Source organism: Guyparkeria halophila, assembly GCF_034479635.1.
Classification (GTDB): Bacteria; Pseudomonadota; Gammaproteobacteria; order Halothiobacillales; family Halothiobacillaceae; genus Guyparkeria; species Guyparkeria halophila.
In genome coordinates this window covers 24,247-49,454 of the sequence record NZ_CP140153.1, presented here as the reverse complement: position 1 = coordinate 49,454, position 25,208 = coordinate 24,247, and the positions used below count along the sequence as shown (strand labels likewise).

General features: G+C 67.4%; 21 protein-coding genes. 9 read left to right on the top strand and 12 right to left on the bottom strand.

Translation table 11 applies throughout. The features are described 5' to 3' along the window. Nucleotides 1-31: 31 nt before the first annotated feature. From SR882_RS00215 to SR882_RS00190, 6 genes are all read right to left on the bottom strand, one after another. Nucleotides 32-3,307, bottom strand: coding sequence for an efflux RND transporter permease subunit (locus SR882_RS00215; RefSeq protein WP_322521350.1), 3,276 nt, complete (start codon nucleotides 3,305-3,307; stop codon nucleotides 32-34). A 391-nt stretch (nucleotides 3,308-3,698) separates the two neighbouring features. After that, nucleotides 3,699-5,258 carry an efflux RND transporter periplasmic adaptor subunit gene (locus tag SR882_RS00210; protein ID WP_322521349.1) on the bottom strand — a complete coding sequence of 520 codons (1,560 nt, stop codon included), beginning with the start codon at nucleotides 5,256-5,258 and terminating at the stop codon, nucleotides 3,699-3,701. Continuing rightward, nucleotides 5,255-6,508 (bottom strand): TolC family protein, encoded by a 1,254-nt coding sequence (locus SR882_RS00205; protein WP_322521348.1) that lies wholly within the window; start codon nucleotides 6,506-6,508, stop codon nucleotides 5,255-5,257. The genes SR882_RS00210 and SR882_RS00205 overlap by 4 nt, the downstream gene beginning before the upstream one ends. A 90-nt stretch (nucleotides 6,509-6,598) precedes the next feature. Then, complete coding sequence (locus tag SR882_RS00200) at nucleotides 6,599-6,931, bottom strand: hypothetical protein (protein ID WP_322521347.1); 333 nt, start codon at nucleotides 6,929-6,931, stop codon at nucleotides 6,599-6,601. Between the two features lie 69 nt (nucleotides 6,932-7,000). After that, nucleotides 7,001-8,107 (bottom strand): PQQ-dependent sugar dehydrogenase, encoded by a 1,107-nt coding sequence (locus SR882_RS00195; RefSeq protein ID WP_322521346.1) that lies wholly within the window; start codon nucleotides 8,105-8,107, stop codon nucleotides 7,001-7,003. A 66-nt stretch (nucleotides 8,108-8,173) separates the two neighbouring features. Continuing rightward, the gene (locus SR882_RS00190) at nucleotides 8,174-8,941 is read right to left on the bottom strand and encodes a CPBP family intramembrane glutamic endopeptidase (protein WP_322521345.1); all 768 of its coding nucleotides are present in this window, start codon (nucleotides 8,939-8,941) and stop codon (nucleotides 8,174-8,176) included. Between the two features lie 218 nt (nucleotides 8,942-9,159). Here SR882_RS00190 and SR882_RS00185 point away from each other — a divergent pair, with 218 nt between their 5' ends. The 5 genes from SR882_RS00185 (at nucleotide 9,160) to proB (ending at nucleotide 13,885) form a co-directional block, all read left to right on the top strand. Further along, entirely contained in the window at nucleotides 9,160-10,578 is a 1,419-nt protein-coding gene (locus SR882_RS00185) for a KamA family radical SAM protein (protein ID WP_322521344.1), read from the top strand. Nucleotides 10,579-10,961: 383 nt separating this feature from the next. After that, nucleotides 10,962-11,273 (top strand): 50S ribosomal protein L21, encoded by a 312-nt coding sequence (gene rplU / locus SR882_RS00180; RefSeq protein WP_125198165.1) that lies wholly within the window; start codon nucleotides 10,962-10,964, stop codon nucleotides 11,271-11,273. 32 nt (nucleotides 11,274-11,305) lie between these two features. Then, nucleotides 11,306-11,563 (top strand): 50S ribosomal protein L27, encoded by a 258-nt coding sequence (rpmA, locus tag SR882_RS00175; protein WP_322521343.1) that lies wholly within the window; start codon nucleotides 11,306-11,308, stop codon nucleotides 11,561-11,563. 127 nt (nucleotides 11,564-11,690) lie between these two features. After that, nucleotides 11,691-12,764, top strand: coding sequence for an Obg family GTPase CgtA (gene cgtA / locus SR882_RS00170; RefSeq protein WP_322521342.1), 1,074 nt, complete (start codon nucleotides 11,691-11,693; stop codon nucleotides 12,762-12,764). 2 nt (nucleotides 12,765-12,766) lie between these two features. Beyond that, entirely contained in the window at nucleotides 12,767-13,885 is a 1,119-nt protein-coding gene (proB, locus tag SR882_RS00165) for a glutamate 5-kinase (RefSeq protein WP_322521341.1), read from the top strand. Nucleotides 13,886-13,906: 21 nt separating this feature from the next. Here the strand turns inward: proB and dapE are convergent, their stop codons facing one another. Continuing rightward, complete coding sequence (gene dapE / locus SR882_RS00160) at nucleotides 13,907-15,070, bottom strand: succinyl-diaminopimelate desuccinylase (RefSeq protein WP_322521340.1); 1,164 nt, start codon at nucleotides 15,068-15,070, stop codon at nucleotides 13,907-13,909. Then, nucleotides 15,067-15,411, bottom strand: coding sequence for an arsenate reductase (locus tag SR882_RS00155; protein ID WP_322521339.1), 345 nt, complete (start codon nucleotides 15,409-15,411; stop codon nucleotides 15,067-15,069). The genes dapE and SR882_RS00155 overlap by 4 nt, the downstream gene beginning before the upstream one ends. Nucleotides 15,412-15,576: 165 nt before the next feature. Here SR882_RS00155 and SR882_RS00150 point away from each other — a divergent pair, with 165 nt between their 5' ends. Next, nucleotides 15,577-15,882, top strand: a complete 306-nt coding sequence (locus tag SR882_RS00150) for a c-type cytochrome (protein WP_322521338.1) — start codon at nucleotides 15,577-15,579, stop codon at nucleotides 15,880-15,882. Nucleotides 15,883-15,907: 25 nt separating this feature from the next. Here the strand turns inward: SR882_RS00150 and nadC are convergent, their stop codons facing one another. Then, on the bottom strand, nucleotides 15,908-16,744 hold the full coding sequence (nadC, locus tag SR882_RS00145; protein ID WP_322521337.1) for a carboxylating nicotinate-nucleotide diphosphorylase: 837 nt from the start codon (nucleotides 16,742-16,744) through the stop codon (nucleotides 15,908-15,910). A 256-nt stretch (nucleotides 16,745-17,000) separates the two neighbouring features. Here nadC and phoB point away from each other — a divergent pair, with 256 nt between their 5' ends. Genes phoB through SR882_RS00130 form a run of 3 tightly spaced genes read left to right on the top strand, consistent with a single transcriptional unit; the run spans nucleotide 17,001 to nucleotide 19,798 of the window. Continuing rightward, nucleotides 17,001-17,687, top strand: coding sequence for a phosphate regulon transcriptional regulator PhoB (gene phoB, locus SR882_RS00140; RefSeq protein WP_322521336.1), 687 nt, complete (start codon nucleotides 17,001-17,003; stop codon nucleotides 17,685-17,687). A 48-nt stretch (nucleotides 17,688-17,735) separates the two neighbouring features. Continuing rightward, nucleotides 17,736-19,160: a phosphate regulon sensor histidine kinase PhoR gene (gene phoR / locus SR882_RS00135; protein WP_322521335.1), complete on the top strand. Its 1,425-nt coding sequence runs from the start codon at nucleotides 17,736-17,738 to the stop codon at nucleotides 19,158-19,160. A gap of 32 nt (nucleotides 19,161-19,192) precedes the next feature. Further along, nucleotides 19,193-19,798: a class I SAM-dependent methyltransferase gene (locus tag SR882_RS00130; RefSeq protein ID WP_322521334.1), complete on the top strand. Its 606-nt coding sequence runs from the start codon at nucleotides 19,193-19,195 to the stop codon at nucleotides 19,796-19,798. A 71-nt stretch (nucleotides 19,799-19,869) separates the two neighbouring features. On the opposite strand, the gene SR882_RS00125 is transcribed toward SR882_RS00130, so the two are convergent. From SR882_RS00125 to dapC, 3 genes are all read right to left on the bottom strand, one after another. Beyond that, on the bottom strand, nucleotides 19,870-22,062 hold the full coding sequence (locus SR882_RS00125) for an EAL domain-containing protein (protein WP_322521333.1): 2,193 nt from the start codon (nucleotides 22,060-22,062) through the stop codon (nucleotides 19,870-19,872). A 134-nt stretch (nucleotides 22,063-22,196) separates the two neighbouring features. Then, entirely contained in the window at nucleotides 22,197-23,021 is an 825-nt protein-coding gene (dapD, locus tag SR882_RS00120) for a 2,3,4,5-tetrahydropyridine-2,6-dicarboxylate N-succinyltransferase (RefSeq protein ID WP_322522367.1), read from the bottom strand. Nucleotides 23,022-23,877: 856 nt separating this feature from the next. Next, nucleotides 23,878-25,086, bottom strand: a complete 1,209-nt coding sequence (dapC, locus tag SR882_RS00115) for a succinyldiaminopimelate transaminase (RefSeq protein ID WP_322521332.1) — start codon at nucleotides 25,084-25,086, stop codon at nucleotides 23,878-23,880. Between the last annotated feature and the right edge of the window lie 122 nt (nucleotides 25,087-25,208).

Below are 25,208 nucleotides of genomic sequence, written 5' to 3'. Positions count from 1 at the left end.
TCGCTCGGACGATCGCGCCTGAGGCGGTGCGTCAGCTCGCCTCGGGCAACTTGCGTCGCCGCCACAGCCAGTAGATCACCGGCAGGACGATCATCGACAGGATCGGTGCGGTGATCATGCCGCCGACCATCGGCGCGGCGATGCGCGACATCACCTCCGAGCCGGTGCCCACGCCGACCAGGATCGGCATCAGGCCGGCGAGGATCACGGCGACGGTCATCGCCTTGGGGCGCACCCGCAGCACCGCGCCTTCCATTAGGGCCGCCTTGAGATCGTCGCGGGTGTTGAACCGGCCTTCCTCCTGGTGACGCTTGATTGCCTGATCGAGGTAGATCAGCATCACCACGCCGAACTCGGCGGCCACGCCGGCCAGGGCGATCAGCCCCACCGCCACCGCGATCGAGAGGTTGTACTCCAGCGCCCAGAGCAGCCAGAAACTGCCGATCAGCGCGAACGGCAGGCTGCCCATGATCATCACCGCCTTGCCGCTGTGGCGGAAGGCCAGATACAGCAGCAGGAAGATAATCGCGAGTGTCAGCGGCACGACCTGCTTGAGGCGCTCGGCGGCGCGTTCCATGTAGCGGTACTGGCCGGCCCACTCGATCGCGTAGCCCGGTGGCAGGTCGACCTCCTCGCGCAGCACCTGCTTGGCGCGGGCGACGTAGCCGCCCAGATCCACGCCCCGGGTGGTGACGAAGACGAAGCCGGCCGGCCGACTGTTCTCCGACTTGATCACAGGCGGGCCAGACTCGATCTCGATGCTGGCGACCTGGCCCAACGCCACGGTCGCCCCGGTGGGCGTGACGATCGGCAGGTCGCGCAGTGCCTCGACCGAATCGCGATCGGCCTGCGGGTAGCGCAGGCTGACCGGGAAACGTTCCAATCCCTCGACGGTGTCGGTCACCTTGACCCCGCCGACGGCCAGGCTGATCACCCGCTGGATCTCGCCGATGTTCAGCCCCACGCGTGCGGCCTTGGCGCGGTCGGGGGTGATGACCACGTAACGGCCGTCGGAGGTGCGGTCGGCAAACGCGCTGCGCGTGCCGGGCAGCCCCTTGAGTGCGGTTTCGACCTCCTGGCCGATCGCCTCGATCTGCTCGAGATCCGGGCCGGTGATCTTGATGCCGATCGGCGTCTGGATGCCGGTGGTCTGCATGTCGATGCGGGTCTTGATCGGCATGACCCAGGCATTGTTCAGACTGGGGAAGTCGACCTTGTCATCGAGCCGCTCGATCAGGTCGTCGAGCGTCACGCCCTCGGCCCATTCATCACGCGGCCTGAGCGTGATGCTGGTCTCGATCATGGTCAGCGGGGCGGGGTCGGTGGCCGTGTTGGCGCGGCCGATCTTGCCGAACACGCGTTCGACTTCCGGTTCCTCGGCGATCAGCGCGTCGACCTGCTGCATCAGCAGGCGCGCCTCGCCCACCGACAGACCCGGCAGGGTGGTGGGCATGTAGAGCAGGTCGCCCTCGTCGAGTTGCGGCATGAACTCCGAGCCCATCCCCGTACCCAGCGCGGCGAGTCGGGGCGAGTCGTCGAACCACCCCTGCCACTGGCGCTCGAGGCCGGACTGCCAGTCGGTGACCTGCGCCTGCCAGTCCGTGTCCCCGGCCCATTTCAGCGGTGCGAGGAAGCCGGAAACGCCGGCAAACGGCAGCACGGCCGAGAGCAGGAGCAGCAGCGCGCCGACCAGCACGGTTTTCGGAAAGCGCAGTGCGCCGGACAGCAACGGTCGGTAGCCCCAGATCAGGAAGCGGTTGAGCGGATTGCTTTCCTCTTTCGGAATCCGCCCGCGGATGAAATAGCCCATCAGCACCGGCACCAGCGTCACGGCCAGCCCGGCGGCCGCGGCCATGGCGTAGGTCTTGGTGTAGGCCAGTGGCGCGAACAGCCGGCCTTCCTGCGCCTCCAGGGCGAACACCGGCAGGAACGACAGGGTGATGATCAGCAGGGAGAAGAACAGGGCCGGCCCCACCTCGGCGGAGGCACGGCCGATCAGGTGCCAGTGTTCCTCGCCTTTCGGGGCGTGTCCGTATTGCTCCCGGTAGCGCGCCAGGTGCTTGTGGGCGTTCTCGATCATCACGATCGCCGCGTCGACCATCGCGCCGATGGCGATCGCAATCCCGCCCAGCGACATGATGTTGGCGTTGATGCCCTGCCAGTGCATGACGATGAATGCCGCGAGAATCCCCAGCGGCAGGCTGACGATGGCGACGAGCGCCGAGCGCAGGTGGAACAGGAAGATCAGGCTGACCAAGGCCACCACGATCATCTCCTCGACCAGCTTCTTCTCGAGGAAGGCGACCGCCCGCTCGATCACGCCGCTGCGGTCGTAGGTCGTCAGCACCTCCACGCCCTCGGGCAGGCCGGACTTGACGTCCTCGAGTTTCTCCTTGACCGCGGCGATCACCTCGCGGGCGTTCTCGCCGTGGCGCATCACCACGATGCCGCCTACGACCTCGCCCTGGCCGTCGAGCTCGGCGATGCCGCGCCGCTCGGCCGGCCCGACCTCGACCCGACCCAGATCGCGGATCGTGATCGGCGTGCCGGAATCCGAGACGCCCACCGGGATCTGGGTGATGTCGTCCACCGACTGCAGGTAGCCGCGGCTGGTGATCATGTACTCGGCGCCGCCGCGTTCGATCACGCCGCCGCCCACTTCACGATTGGCCTCCGCGATCGCGTTGCGCAGCTCGGTGATCGAGATGCCGAATACCCGCAGACGCTGCGGATCGACCACGATCTGGTATTCGCGCACCATGCCGCCGACGGTGGCCACTTCCGAGACGCCGGCGACCGATTCGAGCTGGAACTTCAGGAACCAGTTCTGCAGCGTGGTCAACTCCGAGAGGTCGTGCTGGTCGGTCGGGTCGTTGAGCGCGTACTGGAAGACCCAGCCCACGCCAGTCGCATCCGGCCCCAGGCTGGGGGTGACGCCCTCGGGGAGGTCGCCGGCCGCCTGGTTGAGGTATTCGAGTACCCGCGAGCGTGCCCAGTAGAGATCGGTGCCCTCCTCGAAGGTGACGTAGGTGTAGGAGTCACCGAAGAACGAGTAGCCGCGCACGGCCGTCGAGCCGGGCACGGCCAGCAGGCGCGTGGTCAGCGGATAGGTGACCTGGTCCTGGACCACCTGTGGCGACTGACCGGGATAGCTGGTCTTGACGATCACCTGCGTGTCGGACAGGTCCGGAATGGCATCCAGCGGGGTCGCCTTCCAGCTCGCCCAGCCGGCCACCGCCAGCAGGGCGGCCAGCAGAACGACCAGCACCCGCAGGCGGATGCAGGCATGGATTAGTTTTTCGATCATGTCTGGGTCTCCTCGGACGGCCGCCATGCGGTTTGCCGCGGATGGTGGTCAGTCGGGAAGGTGTTGTCTCGGAGTGGAACGGTTTCGTGCGCCCGTTGCGCGAGGCGGCATGAGTTCGAGCGCCGTGCGTGGCGCCCGACCCTCTTTTCTTGCTTGTCCAAGAAAAGAGGGGAAAAGAAGGACACCCCACGCTTTGGCCCTTCGGGCAGACCTCGTGTCCGGGAGGCGGCTTTTCGGGTCGGCTCAACGTGACTTCCTGTCACGCTGAGCCTCGGAGCGACGTCCCTGTCGCTCCGACCCGGCCACCTCCCGGCCACGAGGCAAAACGCCAGGGGAGCGCTCCCTTCGTTCCGCCACCGGGTGGTACGTTCCGTTGCCTCGTCACTGGCATTCATCGTTGCTGGTGCCCCGCATGCTCGTCGCCGGTCGAGTCGTCCGACGGCTTGTCATTTCCGCTGGAGCCGGACAGGCGCGAGAAGGCTGCCTGGATGCTGGACTCGGAGTCGATCAGGAACTGACCGGAGGCGACCACCTGGTCGCCGGCCTTCAGCCCCGAGACGATCTCGGTGTAGCCGCCGGTTTCGACCCCGGTCTCCACCGCCACCGGTCGGAAGCGTCCCTCGCCGGTGCGTACCACCACGCGGGCGCCACCGGGGGCGGGGATGATCGCGGTCGACGGCACGGCCAGCACCTCTGGGGCATTCGCCGGGCTCAGGGTGACCTCGGCGAACTGGTTGGGGCGCAGCAGACCCTCGGCGTTGTCGAAGGCGAGCCGCACCCGCAGCGTGCGTGACTGCGGGTCGAGTTCCGGGTAGACGAAGTCCACCGTGCCTTGGAATTCGCGCCCGGGGACGCCGTCGACATGCATGCGCGCGGTCTGGCCCTCGTCGACCGCCTGCATGCGCCGTTCGAGCACGTCGACGTTGACCCAGACGCGGTCGCGGCGGGCGATGGTGTAGAGCTCCATGTCCGGGCGGATGTACATGCCTTCGCGCAGGTTGATCTCGGCGACGTAGCCGTCCTGCGGCGCCAGCAGCGGGATGGTGCGCGACACCTTGCCTTGCTGGCGGACGCGGTTGATGGTGGCCTTGGGCACGTTCAGCAGTTCCAGCCGGGCGCGGCTGGACTCGATCAGGTCGCTCATGCCGCGGCGCAGGGCCACCAGGTAGTCCTGCTGGGCGGAAACGATGTCGGGGGAGTAGACCTCGAACAGCACGTCGCCCTTGTTCACGGTGGCCCCGATGGAGGCGACCTTGAGCGTCTCCACCCAGCCCTCGGCACGCGGATGGACGTGGGCGAGCAGGTCCTCGTCGTAGCCGACGGTGCCCACCGTGCGGATCTCGCCGGCCAGTTGCCGCTCGGCGGCCTCGCTGATCACCACGTTCATGTGGCGCACGGTGATCGGGTCGACCGAGACGCTCGGGTAGCTGGGCACCTGCTGGCGGGAGCTCGACTCACCGCCGGCCACCTCGCTGGCCGGGTACTCCTTCTCGACCAGATCCATGCCGCAGATGGGGCAGCTGCCGGGCTCCTCTTCGACGATCTGCGGGTGCATCGGGCAGGTCCAGCGCGTCACGGTATCGCCGCCATCGCCTGAGGCCTGGGCGTGCGCATGGCCGGCGTGGGCGTCCGCGCCAGTCTCCTCGGCGGGGAATTCCTTCTCGACCAGGTCCATGCCGCAGATCGGGCAGCTACCGGGTTCCTCCTCGACGATCTGTGGGTGCATCGGGCAGGTCCAGCGGGTCACGGTGTCGCCGCCGTCACTCGCGGACTGGGCGTGATCGTGATTGTCGTGGTCGGTCTGGTCGCCCTGGTCAGCCGCCATCACCGAGCTGATCGCCGGATTGATGCCCATCAGTACCGCCGGGGTGACCAGGGCCGAGCCCAGTAGGGTGACGCGTGTGAATCGCTTGATGCGTAAGGTCGGATTGCGATGCTTGCGGGTCTTCATGCGGTCGGCTCCAGCAGGTAGCGCAGGTCGATGAGTTGATCGGCGCGGTCGAGGCGCAGGGTGAGCAGCTCCTGGCGGGCCTCGACCACGGCGCGTTCGGCCTCGATCAGGGCGTCGAATTCGCCCCTTCCGGCGCCGATCTCGCCGCGGATCATCTCGGCGACCTGTTGCAGTTCGGGAATGATGTCGTTCTGGTAGCGGGTGATGCGGCGATCCAGGGCGGCCAGCCGGGCGCGGATGCCGTCGGCCTCGGCCGCGAGGTCACGCGCGCGCTTGGTCAGGTCGAGTTGGGCGGCCTGGGCCGATTGCTGCGCTCCGCGCAGCCGGGGCGACTGGCGGCGCTCGGCAAAGATCGGCAGGCTCACGCTCACGCCGGCGGACAGCGTGTTGGGTTCGCTACCCGCCCGCAGGCCATAGCCAACCTGCAGGCCGATTTCCGGGGCGAATTGCGCCTCGGCCTCGCCCACCTGGGCTCGAGCGGCCTCGAGCTCGGCGCGCAGGCGCTCGAGTTCGGGCTGGTGATCGAGCTCGCCTGTCGGTTCGTCGGTCAGGCTGGCAGGCAGTGATTCGGGCAGGGGGCGCTCGGCGGCCTCGCCCACCCAGCGTGCCAGACGGGCGCGCGCGGCCTGGGCCTCGCCCTGTCGTCGATCGAGGGCGTCCCCGATGCGCGACAGGCGCGCCTGCAGGGCAACGAGATCGCTGCCGCTGGCTTCGTTGACCTGGTAGGCGGTGCGCGCGCTTTCCAGCAGCTCGCGGTACAACTCACGCTCGGTCTCGAGCAGGTGGCCCAGGGCCTCTTCGCGGTAGATGGCCAGCCAGAGTCGGCGCACGTCGCGCTTGAGCTGGTGGTCGGCGGTGGTCAGGGCGGCTACCGAGCCGGCGACTCGGGCCTCGGCCTGCTCACCGCGGAAGCTGAGCGTGTCCCCCGGCGGCAGGCTTTGCGAGAGCGTCACCACCGTCTGGGTCATGGGTGAATCGCTCAGGCTGTAGTTGTCGGTGGGCACGTTCTGCAGGGCAACGGACAGCCGCGGGTCGGGCAGTTCGTCGGCGGCCTCGGCGGTCGCGGCGAGCCCGGCACGCCGCCTGTCGGCGGCCTGCAGTCCTTCGTCGCTTTGGGTCGCGGCCTGTACGGCCGCTTCCAGCGTCAGGCGCGGTCCGGTGTCGGCCAACGAGTCGGCCAGCGTCGGCATGGTCGACACGACCATCACCAGCCAGGCCGCAGCGGCCCGCGAGAGAATCGATTGGTTCATGGTGGTTTCCTCGGTTGAAGACGGTCAGCAGGAAGCTGGGTCAGCCGAGGTGTCGCGGGGTGTGTGGTGCCCGCGGGGTGCTCGGCCGTGTCAGGCCGAGAGGGGAGGGCGGAACGGGGTGCTCGGAACGCCCGGGGCCACCGAATCGGCCAACGGCGCCTCGAGGGTGCCGTTGGGCTGGTGGATGGCGGCCGGGGTGGCCTGGGCCGGCAGGGAGAAGCCGCCCAGCAGCACGCAGTTGCCGCAATGGTCACAGCCGGCCGAGGCAGTGGGCTCCTCGGCCGTGCCGCTCATGCTCGGGCAGTCGGCCGAGTGCTCGATCGTGTCGTTCATCGGGCAATCGAGCATGGCCACGCCGGCGGTCACCGCGTTCAGCGGTGCCCAGAGGGCGAGCAGCAGGGTGACCAGGTGCATGAATTTCATGGTGTCAGGACTATAGGTGCCTCGTTTGGCAGGCGCAAGCCCGGCCGCGGATTGGCAGTCAGTCGGCGGTCAGTCCGGGGTCAATCGGAGCAGTCGGCCATCGGCATGATCGGTAATCACCCAGAGTGCCCCGTCCGGCCCGACCTCGACATCGCGGACACGCCAGTGGCGTTCTGCCAGCCAGCGTTCCTCGCTGACCACGCGTTCGCCATCCAGTTGCAGCCGGGCCAGGTGGCGCTTGGCCAATGCACCGACGAACAGGTTGCCCCGCCAGTCGGGTGCGGCATCGTGGTCGTAAAAGGTCATGCCGGAGGGGGCGATCGACGGTGTCCAGTGATGGAGCGGACCGGTGACGCCCTCCACTTCGTCCGGGGCGATTTCCGGTCCGGCATACTCCCGGCCGTAGGTCTGGATCGGCCAGCCGAAGTTTTCCCCGGCGACCGGGATGTTGATCTCGTCGCCGCCGCGCGGGCCGTGTTCATGAATCCAGACACGGCCGGTGTGCGGGTGGGTGGCCGCGCCCTGCGGGTTGCGGTGGCCATAGCTGAAGATCGCGGCCTCGGCGTCCGGGCGGTCGACGAACGGGTTGTCTGCGGGAATGCGGCCATCGGGGTGGAATCGCAGGACCGAGCCGTTGTGGTCGGCGAGATCCTGGGCGCGATTGCGTTCGCCGCGGTCGCCGACGGTCATGAACAGGTAGCCGTCGCGATCAAAGGCCAACCGCGAGCCGAAGTGGATGCCGGAATCGACGCAGGGGGTGGCGACGAACAATGTCTCGAAGTCGACCAGCCGGTTGCCCTCCAGCCGCCCACGACCCAGGTGGGTGGCATTGCCGCCATCGCAGCGCCCCGCCCAGGTCAGGTAGGTCCATGGGTTGTCGGCCTGCGCCGGGTGGGCGAGCACGTCGAGCAGGCCACCCTGGTTGCGGTGGTCGACCTCGGGCAGGCCGTCGATCGCCTGGCGCTCGCCGCTCGCCGGGTCGACCCGCCAGAGCCGACCGCGCCGCTCGGTGACCAGCAGGTTGCCGTCGGGCAGGAAGGTCAGGGCCCAGGGGTGGTGCAGCTCGTCGGTGACCGTCTCGACCGTCGGCTCGGCCTGTGCGGGGTGGGCGGCGAGCAGCGGGAACATTGGCAACAGCGGCAGGAGGGCGAGCAGGGCAAGTTGAGCACGGGACATGGCGGTTCCTCGCGGCCGGTATTCAGTGGCGTGCAGGCTGAGAGTAGACGAGACGATGAGCGCTGCTCAGGCCAGCATCGGGTAGCTGAATAGCGAGAAGTGCGTGAGATTGACCAGCCAGTGCAGGCCGATAGCCGGCCACAGCGAACGGCTCTGCCAGGCCACCCAGCCGTAGCCCAGTCCGGCGACGGTGGCCACGGCGGCGAATTCGATGCCGAAGGGCAGGTGGGCCAGGCCGAAAAGCACGGCGGTGAGCCACCAGGCCGGTGTCGCGCCCAGTCGGGCCAGCAGGTGGCGCTGGAGCAGGCCGCGGAACAGCACTTCCTCGGCGGCGACGGTGACCAGGTTCGCCGCGGCAAACAGGGTCAGTAGCGACAGGCCGGGCCAGCCGGGCTGCCAGCGGAACAGGCCGGTGGCGATGCCCAGCGCGACCGCCGCGGCGATGGTCGCCACGCTGGCCGTCAGCAGAGGCATCGGGTTGGCTGCCCGCCAGTGCCCGATGACCAACGGCAGCCAGGCCGCCACCAGCAGGGCCTGGTCGACCGACAGGTAGAGGCTGTGCGGCAGGCAGTCGCGGCAGAAGTGTCGGTCCTGCCAGATTCGCGGGTTTTCAAATCCGGGCCAGAGATGAAGGGTGAGGATCACGCCCAGGCCGATGGCGATGGCCGCGGTCATCGGGCCGATCGTCCCGCGGGTGGCGACGATCAGGCCCAGCCCCAGCAATGGCAGCAGCACCGCCAGACCCAGTGGCTCGGCGTGTCCGGCAAGCAGCGCGGCCAGGCCCGTGGTCACGGAGAGAGTCAGGGCGAGGCTCCAGTGGCGAAGATCGATCATGGCTGCTTTGCGATTTCCGCTGGGTTCACGGGTGGCGTCGATCACGGAGATGGCATGGTCGCCGAGACGCCGGCCGGGTTGGAGGTCGTGACCATGGATCCATCCTGTTTGGATGGCATGCGCACGTATAAGCGGTTGTTTTTATCGGGAAATGGGCTAGAATTCGCCGGCCTTTGTGGTCGGCACGGCCCCATTCCATGCGCACCAGACGAGGTTTTATGACGACTGTTGCCAAGCGAAGCATTCCCGGAACCCGCCAGCAGGAAGCGGCGGGTACGCAGGACGGGCAAGCGCCCAAGCTGCAGGTCTTCACCGATCGCCACCTCGACAAGATCGAGCCGCTCAAGCGCCTGGGCGAGGAGGTGCTGTTCGAGATGAAGGTGGTGGCGAGCGTGCTGCCGTTTCGCGTCAACAACTACGTCATCGAGAACCTGATCGACTGGGACCGTGCCCCCGACGACCCGATCTTCGCCCTGACCTTCCCGCAGCGCGACATGCTCGACCCCGAGATGTACGAGCAGATGGCCGAGTTGCATCGTCGCGAGGCGCCCAAGGAAGAGATCACCGCGCTGGCCTGGAAGCTGCGTCACCAGCTCAATCCGCACCCGGCCGGCCAGATGGAGATGAACCTCCCCGAGGTCAACGGCGAGACGGTCGAGGGCGTGCAGCACAAGTACCGCGAGACCGCGCTGTTCTTCCCGAGCCAGGGCCAGACCTGCCACAGCTACTGCACCTTCTGCTTTCGCTGGGCGCAGTTCGTCGGCGACAAGGATCTCAAGATCGCCTCCAAGGAGGCCGGCCAGCTGCTCGACTACCTGGCCGAGCGCCCCAACCTGACCGACCTGCTGATGACCGGCGGCGACCCGATGGTGATGAAGACCAAGCACCTGGCGCCGTATCTCGAGGGGCTGCTCGACGAGCGTCTCGAGCACGTGCAGACCGTGCGCATCGGTACCAAGGCGCTGTCGTTCTGGCCGTACCGCTTCGTCACCGATAAGGACGCCGACGAGTTGCTGGGCCTGTTCGAGCGGTTGGTCGAGTCCGGCAAGCATGTCGCGGTGATGGCGCACATCAACCACTACCAGGAGATGGAGAATCCCATCTTCCGCGAGGCGGTCCGGCGCATCCGCGCGACCGGTGCCGAGATCCGCACCCAGAGCCCGCTGATCAAGCACATCAACGACTCGGGCGAGGTCTGGGCACGCATGTGGCGCGAGCAGGTCCGCCTGGGGATGATTCCGTACTACATGTTCGTCGAGCGCGACACCGGTGCGAAGTACCGCTTCGAGGTGCCGCTGGCCGAGGCGCATCGCATCTACCGTGATGCCATGAAGAAGGTCTCGGGCCTGGCGCGCACCGCGCGCGGGCCGTCCATGTCCGCCGGACCGGGCAAGGTCGAGGTGCAGGGCGTGGCCGAGATCTTTGGGGAGAAGGTGTTCGTGCTGCGCTTTGTCCAGGGCCGCAACCCGGACTGGGTGCAGCGGCCATTCTTCGCCAAGTACGACGAACAGGCCACCTGGCTCAACGAGCTGACGCCGGCCTTCGGTGAGGACAAGTTCTTCTTCGAGGACGAGTACGAGGCCATGCAGGCCGACAGTGGTCTCAAGGTGATCGACGCGGCGGAAGTCGAGGCATAAGCCCTTGACGAGCGAGGCGTGGGTCGCTAAGATTGCGCGCCTTTACGGAAGGCCTGCACGAATTCGATACCGCTCTGCGGGCCTTGAGCCGGGCAGATGCAAGGCGACCGTCCGCCGGACAGGGTGATTCCCTTTCCAAGGGCGGCAACGCCGCAGGTGGCCGGCTCAAGGCCCGCCCTTCGGGGCCAGCCGAGCCGCCCGTGCTAGTCGTTGCGCCGTCTTGACGTGGCCGCCGGCACGCCAGCGACGTCGGCGCCTCGATCACGAGCGGCTCGACTGGCCAGAGTGGCATCGAATTCGTGCAGACCTTCCGTTAACAACGCCGGCTGGCGATGCCTTCGTGTCGCCAGCCCTTTTACGCATAAACATTCGGGTTTTACAGCATGTACGCAGTGGTCGTTACCGGCGGTAAGCAGTACCGCGTCGAGCAAGGCAGCAAGGTGCGCGTCGAGAAGCTCTCTGGCGAAGCCGGCAGCACCGTGACGCTGGATCAGGTTTTGATGGTCGGCGACGGCTCTGACATAAAGGTGGGCACGCCCAACGTCGATGGCGCGAGCGTCACCGCCGAGATCGTCGGCCAGGGTCGTGGCAAGAAGGTGGAGATCATCAAGTTCCGCCGCCGCAAGCACCACATGAAGCGTCAGGGCCACCGCCAGGCCTACACTGAACTCAAGATCACCGGCATCAGCGCTTAAGCGCCCGGTGACCAGACCAGGAGACTTGAACCATGGCACATAAGAAAGCAGCAGGCTCTACCCGGAACGGGCGCGACAGTGAAAGCAAGCGCCTCGGCGTGAAGCGTTTCGGCGGCGAAGCCGTCTCCGCCGGTAGCATCATCGTTCGTCAGCGTGGCACCAAGTTCCACGCCGGCAGCAACGTGGGCGTCGGCCGCGACTACACCCTGTTCGCCCTGACCGATGGTCAGGTGAAGTTCGAGGTCAAGGGTCCGAAGAGCCGCCGTTTCGTCAGCATCGAGTCGGCCTGAACCGGCACGATGTGAGTTGGCGGTCAGCCCGGCTGGCCGGTGACCGTCGTCTGAGCCCCGCCCGCGAGCGGGGCTTTCGTGTTTGTGGTCTGTCCGCAATCGGACAGGGAATTGTGGGGATCGTGTCGTGAAATTTGTCGATGAAGCGACCATCAAGGTCAAGGCCGGTGATGGCGGCAACGGCGTGGTGAGCTTCCGCCGCGAGAAGTACGTGCCATTCGGCGGACCAAACGGCGGCGATGGCGGCGATGGCGGGTCGGTGTACCTGGTCGGCGACGTCAACCTCAACACCCTGGCCGACTTCCGTTTCCAGCGCCACTACGAGGCCGAGCGGGGCAAGAACGGCGCGGGCCGCAACATGACCGGCCGGAAGGGTGGCGACCTCTACGTCCACGTGCCGCTGGGTACGGTGGTCCACGACGAGGATACCGGCGAGGTGATCGGCGAAGTGGTCGAGGCCGAAGCCGAGTTGCTGGTCGCCAAGGGTGGCTGGCACGGCCTGGGCAACACCCGCTTCAAGAGCTCGATCAACCGGGCGCCGCGGCAGAAGACCGACGGAACGCCCGGTGATGAGCGCCGGTTGCGTCTCGAGCTCAAGGTGCTGGCCGATGTCGGTCTGCTCGGTCAGCCCAACGCGGGCAAATCGACCCTGATTCGCGCCATCTCGCATGCCCGGCCGAAGGTCGCCAACTACCCGTTCACCACCCTCTACCCGAATCTTGGCGTGGTGGCCCCCCAGCCGCATCGCAGTTTCGTGGTCGCCGACATCCCCGGCCTGATCGAGGGCGCAGCCGAGGGGGCGGGTCTAGGTATCCGCTTCCTCAAGCACCTGGCACGCACCAACCTGCTGCTGCACGTCGTCGACGTCGCCCCCTACGACGAGGTCGATCCGGTCGAAAGCGTCGCGGCAATCGAGGCCGAGCTGGAGAAGTACGACGAGTCGCTCGCCGAGCGGCCGCGCTGGCTGGTGCTCAACAAGATCGACGTCTGGACGGACGAGGAGCGCGCGGCCAATATCGAGGCCCTCAAGCAGCGCTTCGCGACCGAGATCGGTCTGACCGGGCCGGTGTTCGCGATCAGTGCCCTGGACAAGACCGGCACGCAGCCCCTGGTCTGGGCGATCCTCGAATACCTCGAGGCCGAGTGGGCGCGGGAGCGTGAGGCGACGACCGATCGCCCGGGATCGTCGACGGAGGACTGAGAATGCGTGACGAGGTCAGGGGCTATCAGCGCTGGGTGGTGAAGATCGGCTCGGCGATGGTCACCGGGGACGGGCGCGGCCTGGACCGAGAGGCCATCGCCGCCTGGGCGCGCCAGTTGGCCGAACTCCGGCGCGAGGGGCGCGAGATTCTCATCGTCACCTCCGGGGCGGTCGCCGAGGGCATGGCCCGCCTGGGCTGGGAGGAGCGTCCCGAGTCCCTGCCCAAGCTGCAGGCGGCCGCGGCCGTCGGCCAGATGGGGCTGGTCGAGGCGTACGCCGAGGGGCTGGCGCGGTTCGACACCCATTCGGCGCAGATCCTCTTGACCCACGATGATCTGGTCGACCGCGAGCGCTACCTCAATGCCCGCAGCACCCTGCGCACCCTGCTGGACCTAGGCGTGGTGCCGGTGGTCAACGAGAACGACACGGTCGCCACCGACGAGATCCGCTTCGGCGACAACGACACGCTCGCCGCGCTGGTCGCCAACCTGGTCGAGGCCGACATGCTGGTGATCCTTACCGACCAGCCGGGGCTGTTCGAGGCCGATCCGCGCAAGCAGCCCGATGCGAAGCTGCTGGCCGAGGTGACCGCCGGCGATCCCAAGCTGGAGAGCATGGCCTCGCCGGAAGGTGGGCGGCTTGGTCGCGGTGGCATGTACACCAAGGTGCTGGCCGCCAAGCGCGCCGCCCGCTCCGGCGCGGCGACCATCGTCGCCGCGGGCAGCGAGGCGGATGTGCTCTGCCGGCTGGCCGCCGGTGAGCCGCTGGGGACGCACTTTCGCCCCGCGACCAACCGGTTGGCGGCGCGCAAGCAATGGCTGGCCGGCCAGTTGCGGGTGCGCGGCCAGTTGCGCGTCGATGCCGGCGCCGCCCGGGCGGTCGCCGGGCAGGGGCGATCGCTCCTGCCGGTCGGCGTGACCGCCGTGTCGGGACAGTTCGCCCGTGGTGAGCTGGTCTCGATCGTCGATGCCGACGGCCACGAATTCGCGCGCGGGCTGGTCAACTACCCGAGCAGCGATGCCGCCCGGTTGGTCGGTTGCTCCAGCCAGGCGATTGCCGCGGCGATCGGTTACCGCGAGGAGAACGAGCTGGTGCACCGGGACAACCTGGTTCTCCTCTAGGGCTAGGGCAGCGCCTGCCTGTCAGCCCCTGAGGCGTCGGGCCTCCGCGTCGAGCTCGTCGAGCAGCCGTTCGTAGATCGCCGACAGCATCTTGAGGTCCTCGACGGCGACATGCTCGTCGATCTGATGGATGGTGGCGTTGAGCGGGCCGAGCTCGATTACCTGGGCGCCGGTCGGCGCGATGAACCGCCCATCCGAGGTCCCACCCGCCGTCGACGGCGTCGGCGCACTACCCAGTACCCCTTCGACCGCCCGTTCGACCGCCCCCACCATCGGCCCGTCGTCGCGGGTGAGGAATGGGACGCCCGAGAGATGCCAGTCGAGCTGGTAGCTCAGGCCGTGGCGTTTGAGCAACTCCTCCACCCGACTCTTGATGTCTTCGACCGAGGTTTCGGTGTTGAAGCGCAGATTGAACTGCACCGAGAGCTCGCCGGGGATGACATTGTTCGCGCCGGTGCCCGCCTGGATGTTCGCGATCTGCAGGGTCGAGGGCGGGAAGTGGGCGTTGCCCTGGTCCCATTCGATCCCCACCAGCTCGGCCAGGAACGGCGCGGCGCGATGCACCGGGTTATCGGCCAGGTGGGGGTAGGCGACGTGGCCCTGACGGCCCTCGATGACGAGATTGCCCGTGATCGAGCCGCGCCGCCCGATCTTGAACTCGTCGCCCAGCCGGTTGCGGCTCGACGGTTCGCCCACCAGGCACCAGTCGATGGAAATCCCCTTTTCGCGCAGCCACTGCACCACGCGCTTGGTACCGTGCTGCGCGGGGCCCTCCTCGTCGCTGGTGATCAGGTAGCCCAACCGGAAGGCCGGGTCGGGCTGTCGGGCGAGGAAGCGCTCGGTGGCCGTGACAAAGGCGGCCACCGAGCCCTTCATGTCCGCCGCGCCGCGCCCGTACAGGCGACCGCCATGGATCTCGGCACCGAACGGCGGGTAGGTCCAGCGCGCGGCCTCGCCGGTCGGCACCACGTCGGTGTGTCCGGCGAACACGAACAAGGGAGCGGCGGTGTTCCGACCTCCCTGTACCGCCCAGAGGTTGTCGACCTCCTCGAAGCGCAAGGATTCGATCGCAAAGCCCAGCGGGGCGATCCGCCCGGCGATCAGCGCCTGACAGCCCTGGTCGTCCGGGGTGACCGAGGGGCGGCGGATCAGGTCGCGCGCAAGATCGATGGTCGCATCCGTCATGCCAGAGCCTCCTGCCAGTCGTCGGCGGCAAAGCCGATCAGGGTGTTGCCGTCGTGTTCCGCCACCGGGCGCTTGATCAGGCTCGGGTTGGCGAGTGCCGCCTCGCGGGCGCGGGTGGCGTCCATCGCCTCGCGGTCCTCTGCCGGCAGGCGGCGCCAGCTCGTGCCCCGGCGATTGATCGCCGTCTCCCAGCCGAATCGCTCCAGCCAGTCATCCAGTTGGGCTTCCGGTACGCCCGCCTTCTTGAAGTCGTGAAAGCGATATTCCAGCCCCTGCTCGGCCAGCCAGGCGCGGGCCTTCTTCACGGTGTCGCAGTTGGGGATGCCATAGACGGTGATCATCGATAGTCCTATCAAGTGAAAATTGTTGTTCCGGATAGGAAAAATTGATTTTCCTATCAGTGTCGGCGTCCTACACTCAAACTCCATGCGGCCCTGAAGATGGCCCGCGCGATCGAATTGCAGCAGAAAAGGAGTGGCAATGCCATGCGAACCAGGAAGATGACGATGCACGCAAACCCGACTCGAATGCTCGGCCTTATCGCCGGCCTGATGCTCGCCGCCCCTGTGGCCGCCGAACCCGATATCGCCTGGGGCGGTGAGCTCTTTGCCGAGAACTGTTCCGAGTGCCACATGGTTCCGCACAACGACGAGTGGTTCAAAGCGCGCGCGGACGCCGGCAACATGGGCAGCTACGAGAGCCTGCGCACCATGGTCCAGGGTTGTGCCAACAACTTTGGTCTGCCGTGGTTCGACGAGGAGGTCGACGCGGTCACCGCCTGGATGAACCAGGAATACTACGAGTTCGAGTGACCCGCCCGGCGACCTCGATGCGTGATCAGTCGATGAACCGCATCGACAGGTCGATCGCCTCGAGGTGCTTGGTCAGTGCGCCGATGGAAATGAAGTCGACGCCGGTCTCGGCCACGTCGCGTACGGTTTCGAGCGAGACGTTGCCGGAGGATTCCAGCTTGGCCCGGCCGGCGGTGAGTCGGACGGCCTCGCGCAGCTGACCCAGGGCGAAGTTGTCCAACAGCACTCGCTTGACCCCGGCGTCCAGCGCCTCCTCGAGTTGCTCGAGCGTCTCCACCTCGACCTCCAGCGGCAGGTCGCGCGCCACCACCCCGGCGGCACGAACGGCCTCAGTGATCGACCCCGACGCCCGAATGTGGTTCTCCTTGATCATCACCATGTCGTACAGACCCATGCGGTGGTTCGTGCCGCCGCCATCGGTCACGGCCTTCTTCTGCGCGTAGCGCAGGCCGGGCAGGGTCTTGCGGGTGTCGAGGATCTGCGCGCCGGTGCCCTCGACGGCCTCGACGTATCGACGGGTGGCCGTGGCCGTCGCGCTGAGCGTCTGCAGGAAATTCAGTGCGACCCGTTCAGCCGTGAGCAGGGCACGCGCCGGGCCGCTGAGCAGGCACAGGCTTTGTTCCGGGAACAGGCGGTCGCCGTCGGCGGCGGCCCACTCGATCCGTACCGCCGGCGAGACGCGTCGGAAGGCGGCATCCGCCCAGTCGATCCCGGAGAGAATCGCCGGCTCACGGCTGATGATGCGGGCATGCGCGGTCTCATCGGCCGGGATCAGCTGCGCCGAGACGTCGCCACTACCGATATCCTCGGCCAGGGCGCGCGCCACATCCAGGGCAACGATGTCAGGGTCCGCTTTGCTCATTGAGGCACCGTGTGTCGGGTGGTCGGGCCGGCAAGTCTAGCAAGTTCTCGAGGGCGAATTGACTCGCGGTCAGACGGCCGTGGTGGCGGCCTGCGGTTGCGAGTCCGCATGGTGCTTCCCGTCACGCTGTCATCTTGTCATGCTGCTGTCATCGCGACGGCGTTTAATGCCGGCAGATGGTCGGGGTTCCACTCGGTTCCCTGGCGTTCCGCTCACACTGATTGTTGCGAGGACCGGCCCTGGCCGGGATGACCGAATGCAAAAGACCATACTGATCGTCGAGGACGAGAAGCCGATTCGCGAGATGGTCGCCTTTGCCCTGGGGCGGGCAGGCTACGACCTGGTCGAGGCGGCCGATGTGCAGGAGGCCTTCGAGCGTCTGGCGGAAAAGCAGCCCGACCTGATCCTGCTCGACTGGATGTTGCCGGGGGCCAGCGGCATCGAGCTCGCCCGACGCATCAAGCGTGACGAGCTGACCCGCGATGTGCCGATTGTCATGCTCACCGCGCGCGGCGAGGAGGAGGACAAGGTCAGCGGGCTGGAGGCCGGCGCGGATGACTACGTCACCAAGCCGTTCTCGCCACGCGAGCTGATGGCCCGGATCAAGGCTGTACTCCGTCGTGTGTCGCCGGAGACCGAGAACCCCGTTCTCGACATCGCGGGGTTGAAGCTCGACCAGGAGAGTTACCGCGTGACTGCCGCCGACGAGCCGATCGAGATAGGGCCGACGGAGTTTCGCCTGCTGGCCTTCTTCATGAAGCACCCGGATCGCGTGTTTACCCGCGCGCAGTTGCTCGATCGTGTCTGGGGGCAGAACGCCTACGTCGAGGAGCGGACGGTCGACGTGCATATCCTGCGCCTGCGCAAGGTCCTGGCGCCGAGCGGTTATGATGGCCTGATCCAGACCGTGCGTGGTGTGGGTTACCGTCTCTCGCCCCGATGAGGTGCGCGGCTCGCGCCTCCGGCCGTCCGATCCGCGACTGATCCGTCAATGACCGACCCGAAACCCTTTCAGCCCCCCATTGCCACCCGGTCGACGCGACTCGAGCGCCGCGCCCAGCTACGACAGTTGCGCCTGGCCGAGGCGCGCCGGCGGGCGTGGCGGGAGGAAGGCATCCTGGTCCTGGCGGCATTGGCGCTGGCCTCGATGGTGGTCTGGGGCGGTGCGGCGATGGGCTGGGGGCTTGCCTGGTTGCTGGCCCTGGTCGTGGGGCTGGCGACCTATACGGCCGCGCTGCTCTGGCGAGTGATCTACCTGGCGCGTGCGCTGCCCATCACCTCGCAGCCGCGCCGCGTCTGGGGGCTGCCTGGCCTGATCCAGGTGCGCCAGCGACGCCTGAGTCGGCGGTGGTCCCGACGCCAGCGCCGGTTGGTCGCCCTGCTCAAGCGCTACCACCACTCGGCGATGACCGTACCGGATGCGATGGTGGTGCTTACCGACGAGCGCGAGATCGAGTGGCTCAATCGTGCCGCCATCGACATGCTCGGGCTCAACCGCTCCGACATCGGCCTGCGCCTGGACGATCTCTGGCGCACCCCGGCGTTCATCGCCTGGTTGAAGCAGGGCAGTGACCGACCGGCGCTGGAACTGGTGGCACCGGCGGACGAAACGCGCACCTTGAGCCTGCGGATCGAGCCCTACGGCTCGGATCGTTACCTGTTGATCGGCCGCGATGTCACCGCCCTGCATCGTCTGCAGGGGGTGCGCCAGGACTTCGTGGCCAACGTGTCGCACGAGTTGCGCACCCCGCTGACCGTGCTGGCCGGTTACGTGGAGACCCTGCTCGATACTGAGGAGGGTCACGATCCGCAGATGCACCGCATCCTGTCGAACATGCACCAGCAGGCCGACCGGATGCGGCGGATCGTGGAGGACCTGTTGCTGCTGTCCCGGCTCGAGACCTCGCAACCCGATGCCGACTGGTTCGAGGCGATCGACGTGGCTCGCCTGGTCGAGCCCATTCTCAACGACGCGCGACTCGTCTCCGGCGAGGAAGGCCACGACATCCGTGCCGATCTCGACCCCGCGCTGACATTGTGGGGCGTGCCGCGTGAACTGCAGTCGGCGTTTTCCAACCTCGTCTTCAACGCCGTCAAATATACCCCGGCCGGTGGGCGCGTCGATGTGCGCTGGGGCCGTGACGACCAGGGTCGGGCCGTGTTCTCGGTATGCGACTCGGGTATCGGCATCGAGGCGCGCCACATTCCCCGCCTGACCGAACGGTTTTATCGCATCGACGTGGGGCGGTCGCGTTCGCGGGGAGGCACCGGTCTGGGGTTGGCCATCGTCAAGCACGTGGCCCTGCGCCACGGCGCGAGGCTCGAAATCGACAGCACGCCGGGCGAGGGCAGCTGCTTCCGGGTGATCTTCCCGGTGCCGGCCGCCATGCAGGCCGGGCGGGATGACGTAGACTGATCCCATTTGCCACCAGGGGCGCGAGCCAGCCGATGTCCGAGTTCTGGAACGAAAAGTACGGCCAGGTCGATTTCCTCTACGGGACCCATCCCAACGAGTTCCTGCTGAGCCAGTCCTGGCGCCTGCCGCCGGGCGGGCGCGTGCTGGTCCTCGGCGATGGTGAGGGGCGCAACGGCGTCTGGCTGGCCGAGAAGGGCTTCGACGTGACCAGCATCGACTACTCGGCCGTGGGCTGCGGCAAGGCCCGGCAACTGGCCGATGAGCGCGATGTCAGCTTGGCGGTCCATTGTGCCGATCTGACCGAGTGGGACTGGGAGGAGGACGGTTTCGATGCCGTCGTGCTGATCTACCTGCATTTCGAACCGCCGGCCCGTCGTGAGGTCTATCGCCGCGCCGCGGCCGCCCTGCGCCCCGGTGGTCTGCTGATCGTCGAGTTGTTCCACCCGCGCCAGCTCGCCTATCAGAGCGGTGGGCCCAAGCGGGCCGACATGCTGGTGCGCGCCAGCGACCTCTCGCAGGATCTGCCCGGACTGGAGTGGCTCATTCTCGCCGAGGGCAAGGCGCTGCTCGACGAGGGGCCGGGGCACCAGGGCCCCGGTTTCGTCACCCACGGCGTGGGGCAGCGCACCGGCTCCTGATCACTGCCGGCGAACGTCGACCTCGTCGGTGAGCGGCGCTCTGGCCGGTCCGGTCGATTAGTGCCGGCTCGTCAGTAAGCGGGCAGGCTGGCCAGGTAATCGGTCAGGGGCATCGGCTGAGCCACGCCATAGCCCTGATGGAAGTGCACCCCCAGCTCCTCGAGCAGCTCGACCTGGCGCGGGGTTTCGACGAATTCCGCCACCACCCGGCAGCCGAGGTGATCGGCGAGCGCACGCGTGGCCTTGACCACCTCGCGGTCGAAGCTCGACTCGGCCAGCCGGCGGACGAAGCTGCCGTCGATCTTGAGCTCGTCGACCGGGTAGTGCTGCAGGTAGGAGAAGGTCGCCCGCCCGGTGCCGAAGTCGTCGATCGCGATCGCGACGCCCAGATCGTGCAGGGCCGCGAGATTGCGCTGCGCCCGGACCGTGTCGCGGATCAGCATGGTCTCGGTGATTTCCAGGCAGAGGCGTTCGGCCGGCCAGTGGTGGTCCTCGAGCAGGGCCTCGATCCGCGCCGGCAACCAGTCGCCGGCCAGCGAATCGCCCGAGAGGTTGATCGCGATCTCGGTGAGGTGAATGCCGGGGGGCTGCCGGTCGACGGCGGCCAGGGCATGGTCGAGTACCCAGCGGTCGATCTTCGGCATCAGGCCGAAATCCTCGGCGATCTCGAGAAACGCGCCCGGTGGCTCGATGCGCCCATCCGGCGCTCGCCAGCGCAGCAGCACCTCGATGCGGTGGGCGCCGGGGTCGTGCCGGTCGACGATGGGCTGGGCAAAAAGAACGAAACCGCCCGCCTGGCTCTCGCCGGCCAGGGCCTCGCGCAGGTTGCGGGCCCACTCGAGCGTGCGGCGGTGGTCCTCGATCAGGTCGATGGCCGCCTCGCGGTGATGATGGAACGGACTGTCGTCGCGCTCGGCATCCTTCTGGCAGGCCATCAGGAGCACCGTGGTCAGGTGCTGGTGGTCGCTGGCGGTGACGGTGTCGAGTACGGCCAGTCGCACGCCCTGCCGGGCGGTCGGTAGCTGGCCCTCGCGTTCGGCGCGGTCGATCGCGGCGCGCAGTTGGGCCGCGATCCGGGTCGCCCGGTCCGCCTCGCCGTGTTCGGGGACCAGCATGGCAAACAGGCCCGGCTGTAGTCGCCCGGCAGGCATCTCGGTATCGGTTCGCACCTCGCGCAGCGCCTCGCCGATCAACCGCTCCACTCGGTGCACCTCGTCCAGCCCGATCAGCGCGGAGAGGTCGTCGACGTCGGGCACCTGCACCCCCACCAGGGCAAGCCGACGATGCGGCTGACCGGGTTCCGACAGCTCGCGCAGGCGCCGGGTCAGCCCCAGGTCGTTGTAGAGGTCGGTCACGCCGTCACGCAGGCGGGCGGCCTTGAGTCGCCGGTTGGCGACCTCGAAGGAGAGCACCGACTCGATCGCGAGAAACGCGATCAGGGTGGCGGTGAAGATGATCATCTGCCCGTTGAGCAGCGCGTTGACCTCGACCAGGCCATCCGGGCGGGAGAAGACCGCGTAGTGGACCCCCACCCATACCAGCACGAAGCCGGCCACCGCGAAGCGGGTGACCGAGGTGGGCAGCAGGTAGACGGCCAGCATGGGCACCGTCAGCGCGAGGTACGGCAGCCAGTCGCGCCCCGGCCCGTCCTGTTGCCCCACCAGCAGCAGGGCGGCGAGCACGAGAAAGGCGGTCAGGGTCCAGGCGGCGATCACGCCGGTGATCGGCCGGAACCGCGGCGGGCCATGGTGTCGGGCCTGTGCGGAGACCACCTGCTGGACCAGTGGCGTGAACAGGAGCACCGAGGTGGCCTCGGACAGCCACAGGGCGATGACCAGCTCGGTGGTCGGCAGCCCGCCGCCGGCGAACTGCCACACCCCCAGCAGCGTGAACACGCTCGCGCTGGCGATGGCAATGATCGGCACGCGCAGTAGGCGCCGGGCCTGGTCCTGCTCGACTCGGGCCTCCAGCAGGCGCGAGAAGACAATCACGAACAGCATCACCACCAAGAAGGCGCCGGTGCCGATGATGATCTCGGGCAGGGCATCGCCGCGGGCGATGTTCCAGGTCAGTGCGGCGAGGGTGAAGGCCGGAATCAGGCGCGGGCCCAGGCTGAGCACCGCCCCATAGGCCAGTGCATTGGCCACCCAGAGCAGCGAGATGGGCAGGTGGTCGGCGACCGCCGGGTAGGCCTGGCTGACCAGCCAGGCGGTCAGCCACCAGCCGACGAAGGCGAGCAGGGATTCGCCCACTCGCCGTGTCATCGTCGTTGTCCTTCCTACCACCATCCGCCCACTCCCTGTGCACGTAAAAAGGCCCGCCTTTCGACTGATGCTAGTCGAAAGGCGGGCCCGGAAACAGCGTCGTATTGGTCAGGCGGGCCGTTGCCCGTCCGGGATCACACGTCGCGCAGCAGCTCGTTGATGCCGACCTTGGAGCGGGTCTTCTCGTCGACCTTCTTGACGATCACGGCGCAGTACAGGCTGTATTTGCCGTCCTTGGACGGCAGGTTGCCGGAGACGACCACGGAGCCTGCCGGGACGCGACCGAAGTGGATCTCGCCGGTCTCGCGGTCGTAGATCTTGGTCGACTGGCCGATGTAGACGCCCATCGAGATCACCGAACCTTCCTCGACGATCACGCCCTCGACCACCTCGGAGCGCGCGCCGATGAAGCAGTTGTCCTCGATGATGGTCGGCGCGGCCTGCAGCGGCTCGAGCACGCCGCCGATGCCGACGCCGCCGGACAGGTGGACGTTCTTGCCGATCTGGGCGCAGGAGCCCACGGTCGCCCAGGTGTCGACCATGGTGCCTTCGTCGACGTAGGCGCCGATGTTGGTGTAGGACGGCATCAGGACGGTGTTCTTGGCGATGAAGCTGCCGCGACGGGCGACGGCGTTCGGCACCACGCGCATGCCGGCGGCCTCGAAGCGCGCCTGGTCCCAGTCGGCGAACTTGGTCGGGACCTTGTCGAAGTAGTTCACGTCACCGCCGGAGACCACCTCGTTGTTGCGCAGGCGGAACGACAGCAGTACGGCCTTCTTCAGCCACTCGTTGACCTGCCAGTCGCCCACGCCACGGCGTTCGGCGACGCGCAGCGAGCCGTCGTCCAGACCGGCCAGTGCGGTCTCGACCGCCTCGACCACGTCGGCCGGGGCGTTGGACGGGTTGATCTCGGCACGGCGCTCGAAGGCCGATTCGATCGTGTCGCGAATGGCGTTGATGTCCATCGGATGCTCCTGAAATGTTTTGGAAAAACGATCGGCCGACCTGTGTGGGTCGGCCGTGGGAATGGGATGTGTTGGTTGCGGTTATTGTAACAACAGATGGTTGAGGGCGTTGGTCTCGTGGGCGTGAGTGGTCACATAGAGCCATCGTCAGAGTTTTCGCGCGCCCGAGACTCGGATACGTTCTGTTTGAGCCACCGTGCTCGGCGCGCGAGCCCCTTTTCTTGCTTGCCCAAGAAAAGGGGCGAAAAGAAGGGCACCCCGGCGTCCTGGCCCTGCGGGCCTTCGAGCCCGGACGGTGTCCGGACTCGAAGCCTCGCGACCGGCGGCTGTTTTCGGGGCCGGCTCGACGTGACCTCCTGTCACGGCGAGCCTCGGAGCGACGTCCCTGTCGCTCCGACCCCGAGCCATCCACCGGCCGCGAGGCAGGACGCAAGGGGAATCTGGTTCCCAACCATCTGGAGGCGTGAAGCAGCGTCACAAGATAATTTGGAATGCTCGGAGGCCACGCTTCAAATGCGATCGAAGGGTCGAGTCCCCTTATGCTTTGCCTCGCGAGCGAGGGATTGCAGGGTCGGGCTCGCATGGACGCGAGCCCGAGGTTCGCCGCGACAGGAGGTCGCGTCGAACCGACCCGTCCGCAACCCCTCGTTCGCGAGGCTGATCGGCTCGGATGCAATCCGAGTCGATCAGGCCCGAAGGGCCAATGCATCGGGGTGTCTTCTTTTCGTCGGTTTTCTTGGACAAGCAAGAAAATCGACTCGCACGCCATGCACGGCGGTGCATTCGTACCACCTTGGTCCAACCGGCGTGCGAAACCCTGTCGACCTTCAATCAGGAGTACCAAAACGAATCAGGAAAGCATCGCCCGAATCCGCTTCGCCGCCTCGACGCAGTCGTCCAACTCCGCCACCAGCGCCATGCGCACGAACCCCGCCCCGGGGTTCACGCCATCGGCCTCGCGCGAGAGAAAGCGCCCCGGCAGCACCGTAATGTTCTGCTCGGCAAACAGCTGCCGGGCGAAGTCGCGCTCGTCGCCCTCGACTCCGGCCCAGAGGTAGAAGCCCGCATCGGGCCGATGGACGTCGATGCCGGCCACCGGTTCGAGGATTTCCAGTACTGCATCGAACTTCTCGCGGTAGAAGGCACGGTTGGCGCGCACGTGGGCCTCGTCGTTCCAGGCGGTGATGGATGCCAGTTGCGTCGGTAGCGGCAGGGCGCAGCCTTGGTAGGTGCGATAGCGCAGGAAGCGTTTCAAGAGCGCCGCGTCACCCGCGACCAGCCCCGAGCGCAGGCCCGGCAGGTTGGAACGCTTGGAGAGGCTGTGGAACACGATCACGTTCTCGAAGGGATCGTCGCCGTCGCGGGTAGCTGCCACCTCGAGCAGACCGGTGGGTGGCGCGTCCTCGTCGAAGTAGATCTCCGAATAGCACTCGTCGGCGGCGACCACGACGTCATGGCGGCGGGCCTTGGCAAGCAGGTGGCGGTAGCGCTCGGCATCGATCACCGCGCCGCTGGGGTTGCCCGGCGAGCAGACGTAGAGCAACTGCGCGCGCTGCCAGATCGATTCGGGGACGGCCTCGAAATCCGGCAGAAAGCCGTTTTCCGGCAGGGTCGGGTAATAGTAGGGCTCGGCGCCGGCGAGCAGGGCCGCCCCCTCGTAGATCTGGTAGAAGGGGTTGGGCATCAGCACCACCGGCGGCTGGTCGCCGGTGTCGCGATCGACTACCGCCTGGGCGATGGCGAACAGCGCCTCGCGGGTGCCGGCGACCGGGAGCACGTTGGTCTCCGGGTCGAGCAGCCCGTCGGCCAGATTGAAGCGGCGGCTCAGCCAGCCGGCCATCGCCTGGCGCAGGGCCGGCTCGCCCTTGGTTGCCGGGTAGCGGGCAATCTCCGGCAGCGTCTCGCGCAGGGTGTCGAGCACGATGGCCGGCGGGGCATGGCGCGGTTCGCCGATCGACAGCGGGATGTGCTTTCGGTCGGCGGGCGGCTCGGCGCCCGCCTTGAGTTCGGCGAGCTTCTCGAAGGGGTAGGGATGCAGTCGGTCGAGATTGGGATTCATGCCGGGGGCCGTTCGGTTGGGTGGTGACGGGGCGGGATGCGACCGGGCATTATAGGTGTCCGATCCAGTCGCCGCGAGTGGCGGCGAGAACCTCGGGAAGCTCTGCACGATTCGATGGCACC

Bases quoted from the DNA above. Each gene is read 5' to 3' on its own strand.
- SR882_RS00215 (WP_322521350.1), bottom strand. From the start codon at position 3,307: ATGATCGAAAAACTAATCCATGCCTGCATCCGCCTGCGGGTGCTGGTC.
- SR882_RS00210 (WP_322521349.1), bottom strand. From the start codon at position 5,258: ATGAAGACCCGCAAGCATCGCAATCCGACCTTACGCATCAAGCGATTC.
- SR882_RS00205 (WP_322521348.1), bottom strand. From the start codon at position 6,508: ATGAACCAATCGATTCTCTCGCGGGCCGCTGCGGCCTGGCTGGTGATG.
- SR882_RS00200 (WP_322521347.1), bottom strand. From the start codon at position 6,931: ATGAAATTCATGCACCTGGTCACCCTGCTGCTCGCCCTCTGGGCACCG.
- SR882_RS00195 (WP_322521346.1), bottom strand. From the start codon at position 8,107: ATGTCCCGTGCTCAACTTGCCCTGCTCGCCCTCCTGCCGCTGTTGCCA.
- SR882_RS00190 (WP_322521345.1), bottom strand. From the start codon at position 8,941: ATGATCGATCTTCGCCACTGGAGCCTCGCCCTGACTCTCTCCGTGACC.
- SR882_RS00185 (WP_322521344.1), top strand. From the start codon at position 9,160: ATGACGACTGTTGCCAAGCGAAGCATTCCCGGAACCCGCCAGCAGGAA.
- rplU (WP_125198165.1), top strand. From the start codon at position 10,962: ATGTACGCAGTGGTCGTTACCGGCGGTAAGCAGTACCGCGTCGAGCAA.
- rpmA (WP_322521343.1), top strand. From the start codon at position 11,306: ATGGCACATAAGAAAGCAGCAGGCTCTACCCGGAACGGGCGCGACAGT.
- proB (WP_322521341.1), top strand. From the start codon at position 12,767: ATGCGTGACGAGGTCAGGGGCTATCAGCGCTGGGTGGTGAAGATCGGC.
- dapE (WP_322521340.1), bottom strand. From the start codon at position 15,070: ATGACGGATGCGACCATCGATCTTGCGCGCGACCTGATCCGCCGCCCC.
- SR882_RS00155 (WP_322521339.1), bottom strand. From the start codon at position 15,411: ATGATCACCGTCTATGGCATCCCCAACTGCGACACCGTGAAGAAGGCC.
- SR882_RS00150 (WP_322521338.1), top strand. From the start codon at position 15,577: ATGCACGCAAACCCGACTCGAATGCTCGGCCTTATCGCCGGCCTGATG.
- nadC (WP_322521337.1), bottom strand. From the start codon at position 16,744: ATGAGCAAAGCGGACCCTGACATCGTTGCCCTGGATGTGGCGCGCGCC.
- phoB (WP_322521336.1), top strand. From the start codon at position 17,001: ATGCAAAAGACCATACTGATCGTCGAGGACGAGAAGCCGATTCGCGAG.
- phoR (WP_322521335.1), top strand. From the start codon at position 17,736: ATGACCGACCCGAAACCCTTTCAGCCCCCCATTGCCACCCGGTCGACG.
- SR882_RS00130 (WP_322521334.1), top strand. From the start codon at position 19,193: ATGTCCGAGTTCTGGAACGAAAAGTACGGCCAGGTCGATTTCCTCTAC.
- SR882_RS00125 (WP_322521333.1), bottom strand. From the start codon at position 22,062: ATGACACGGCGAGTGGGCGAATCCCTGCTCGCCTTCGTCGGCTGGTGG.
- dapC (WP_322521332.1), bottom strand. From the start codon at position 25,086: ATGAATCCCAATCTCGACCGACTGCATCCCTACCCCTTCGAGAAGCTC.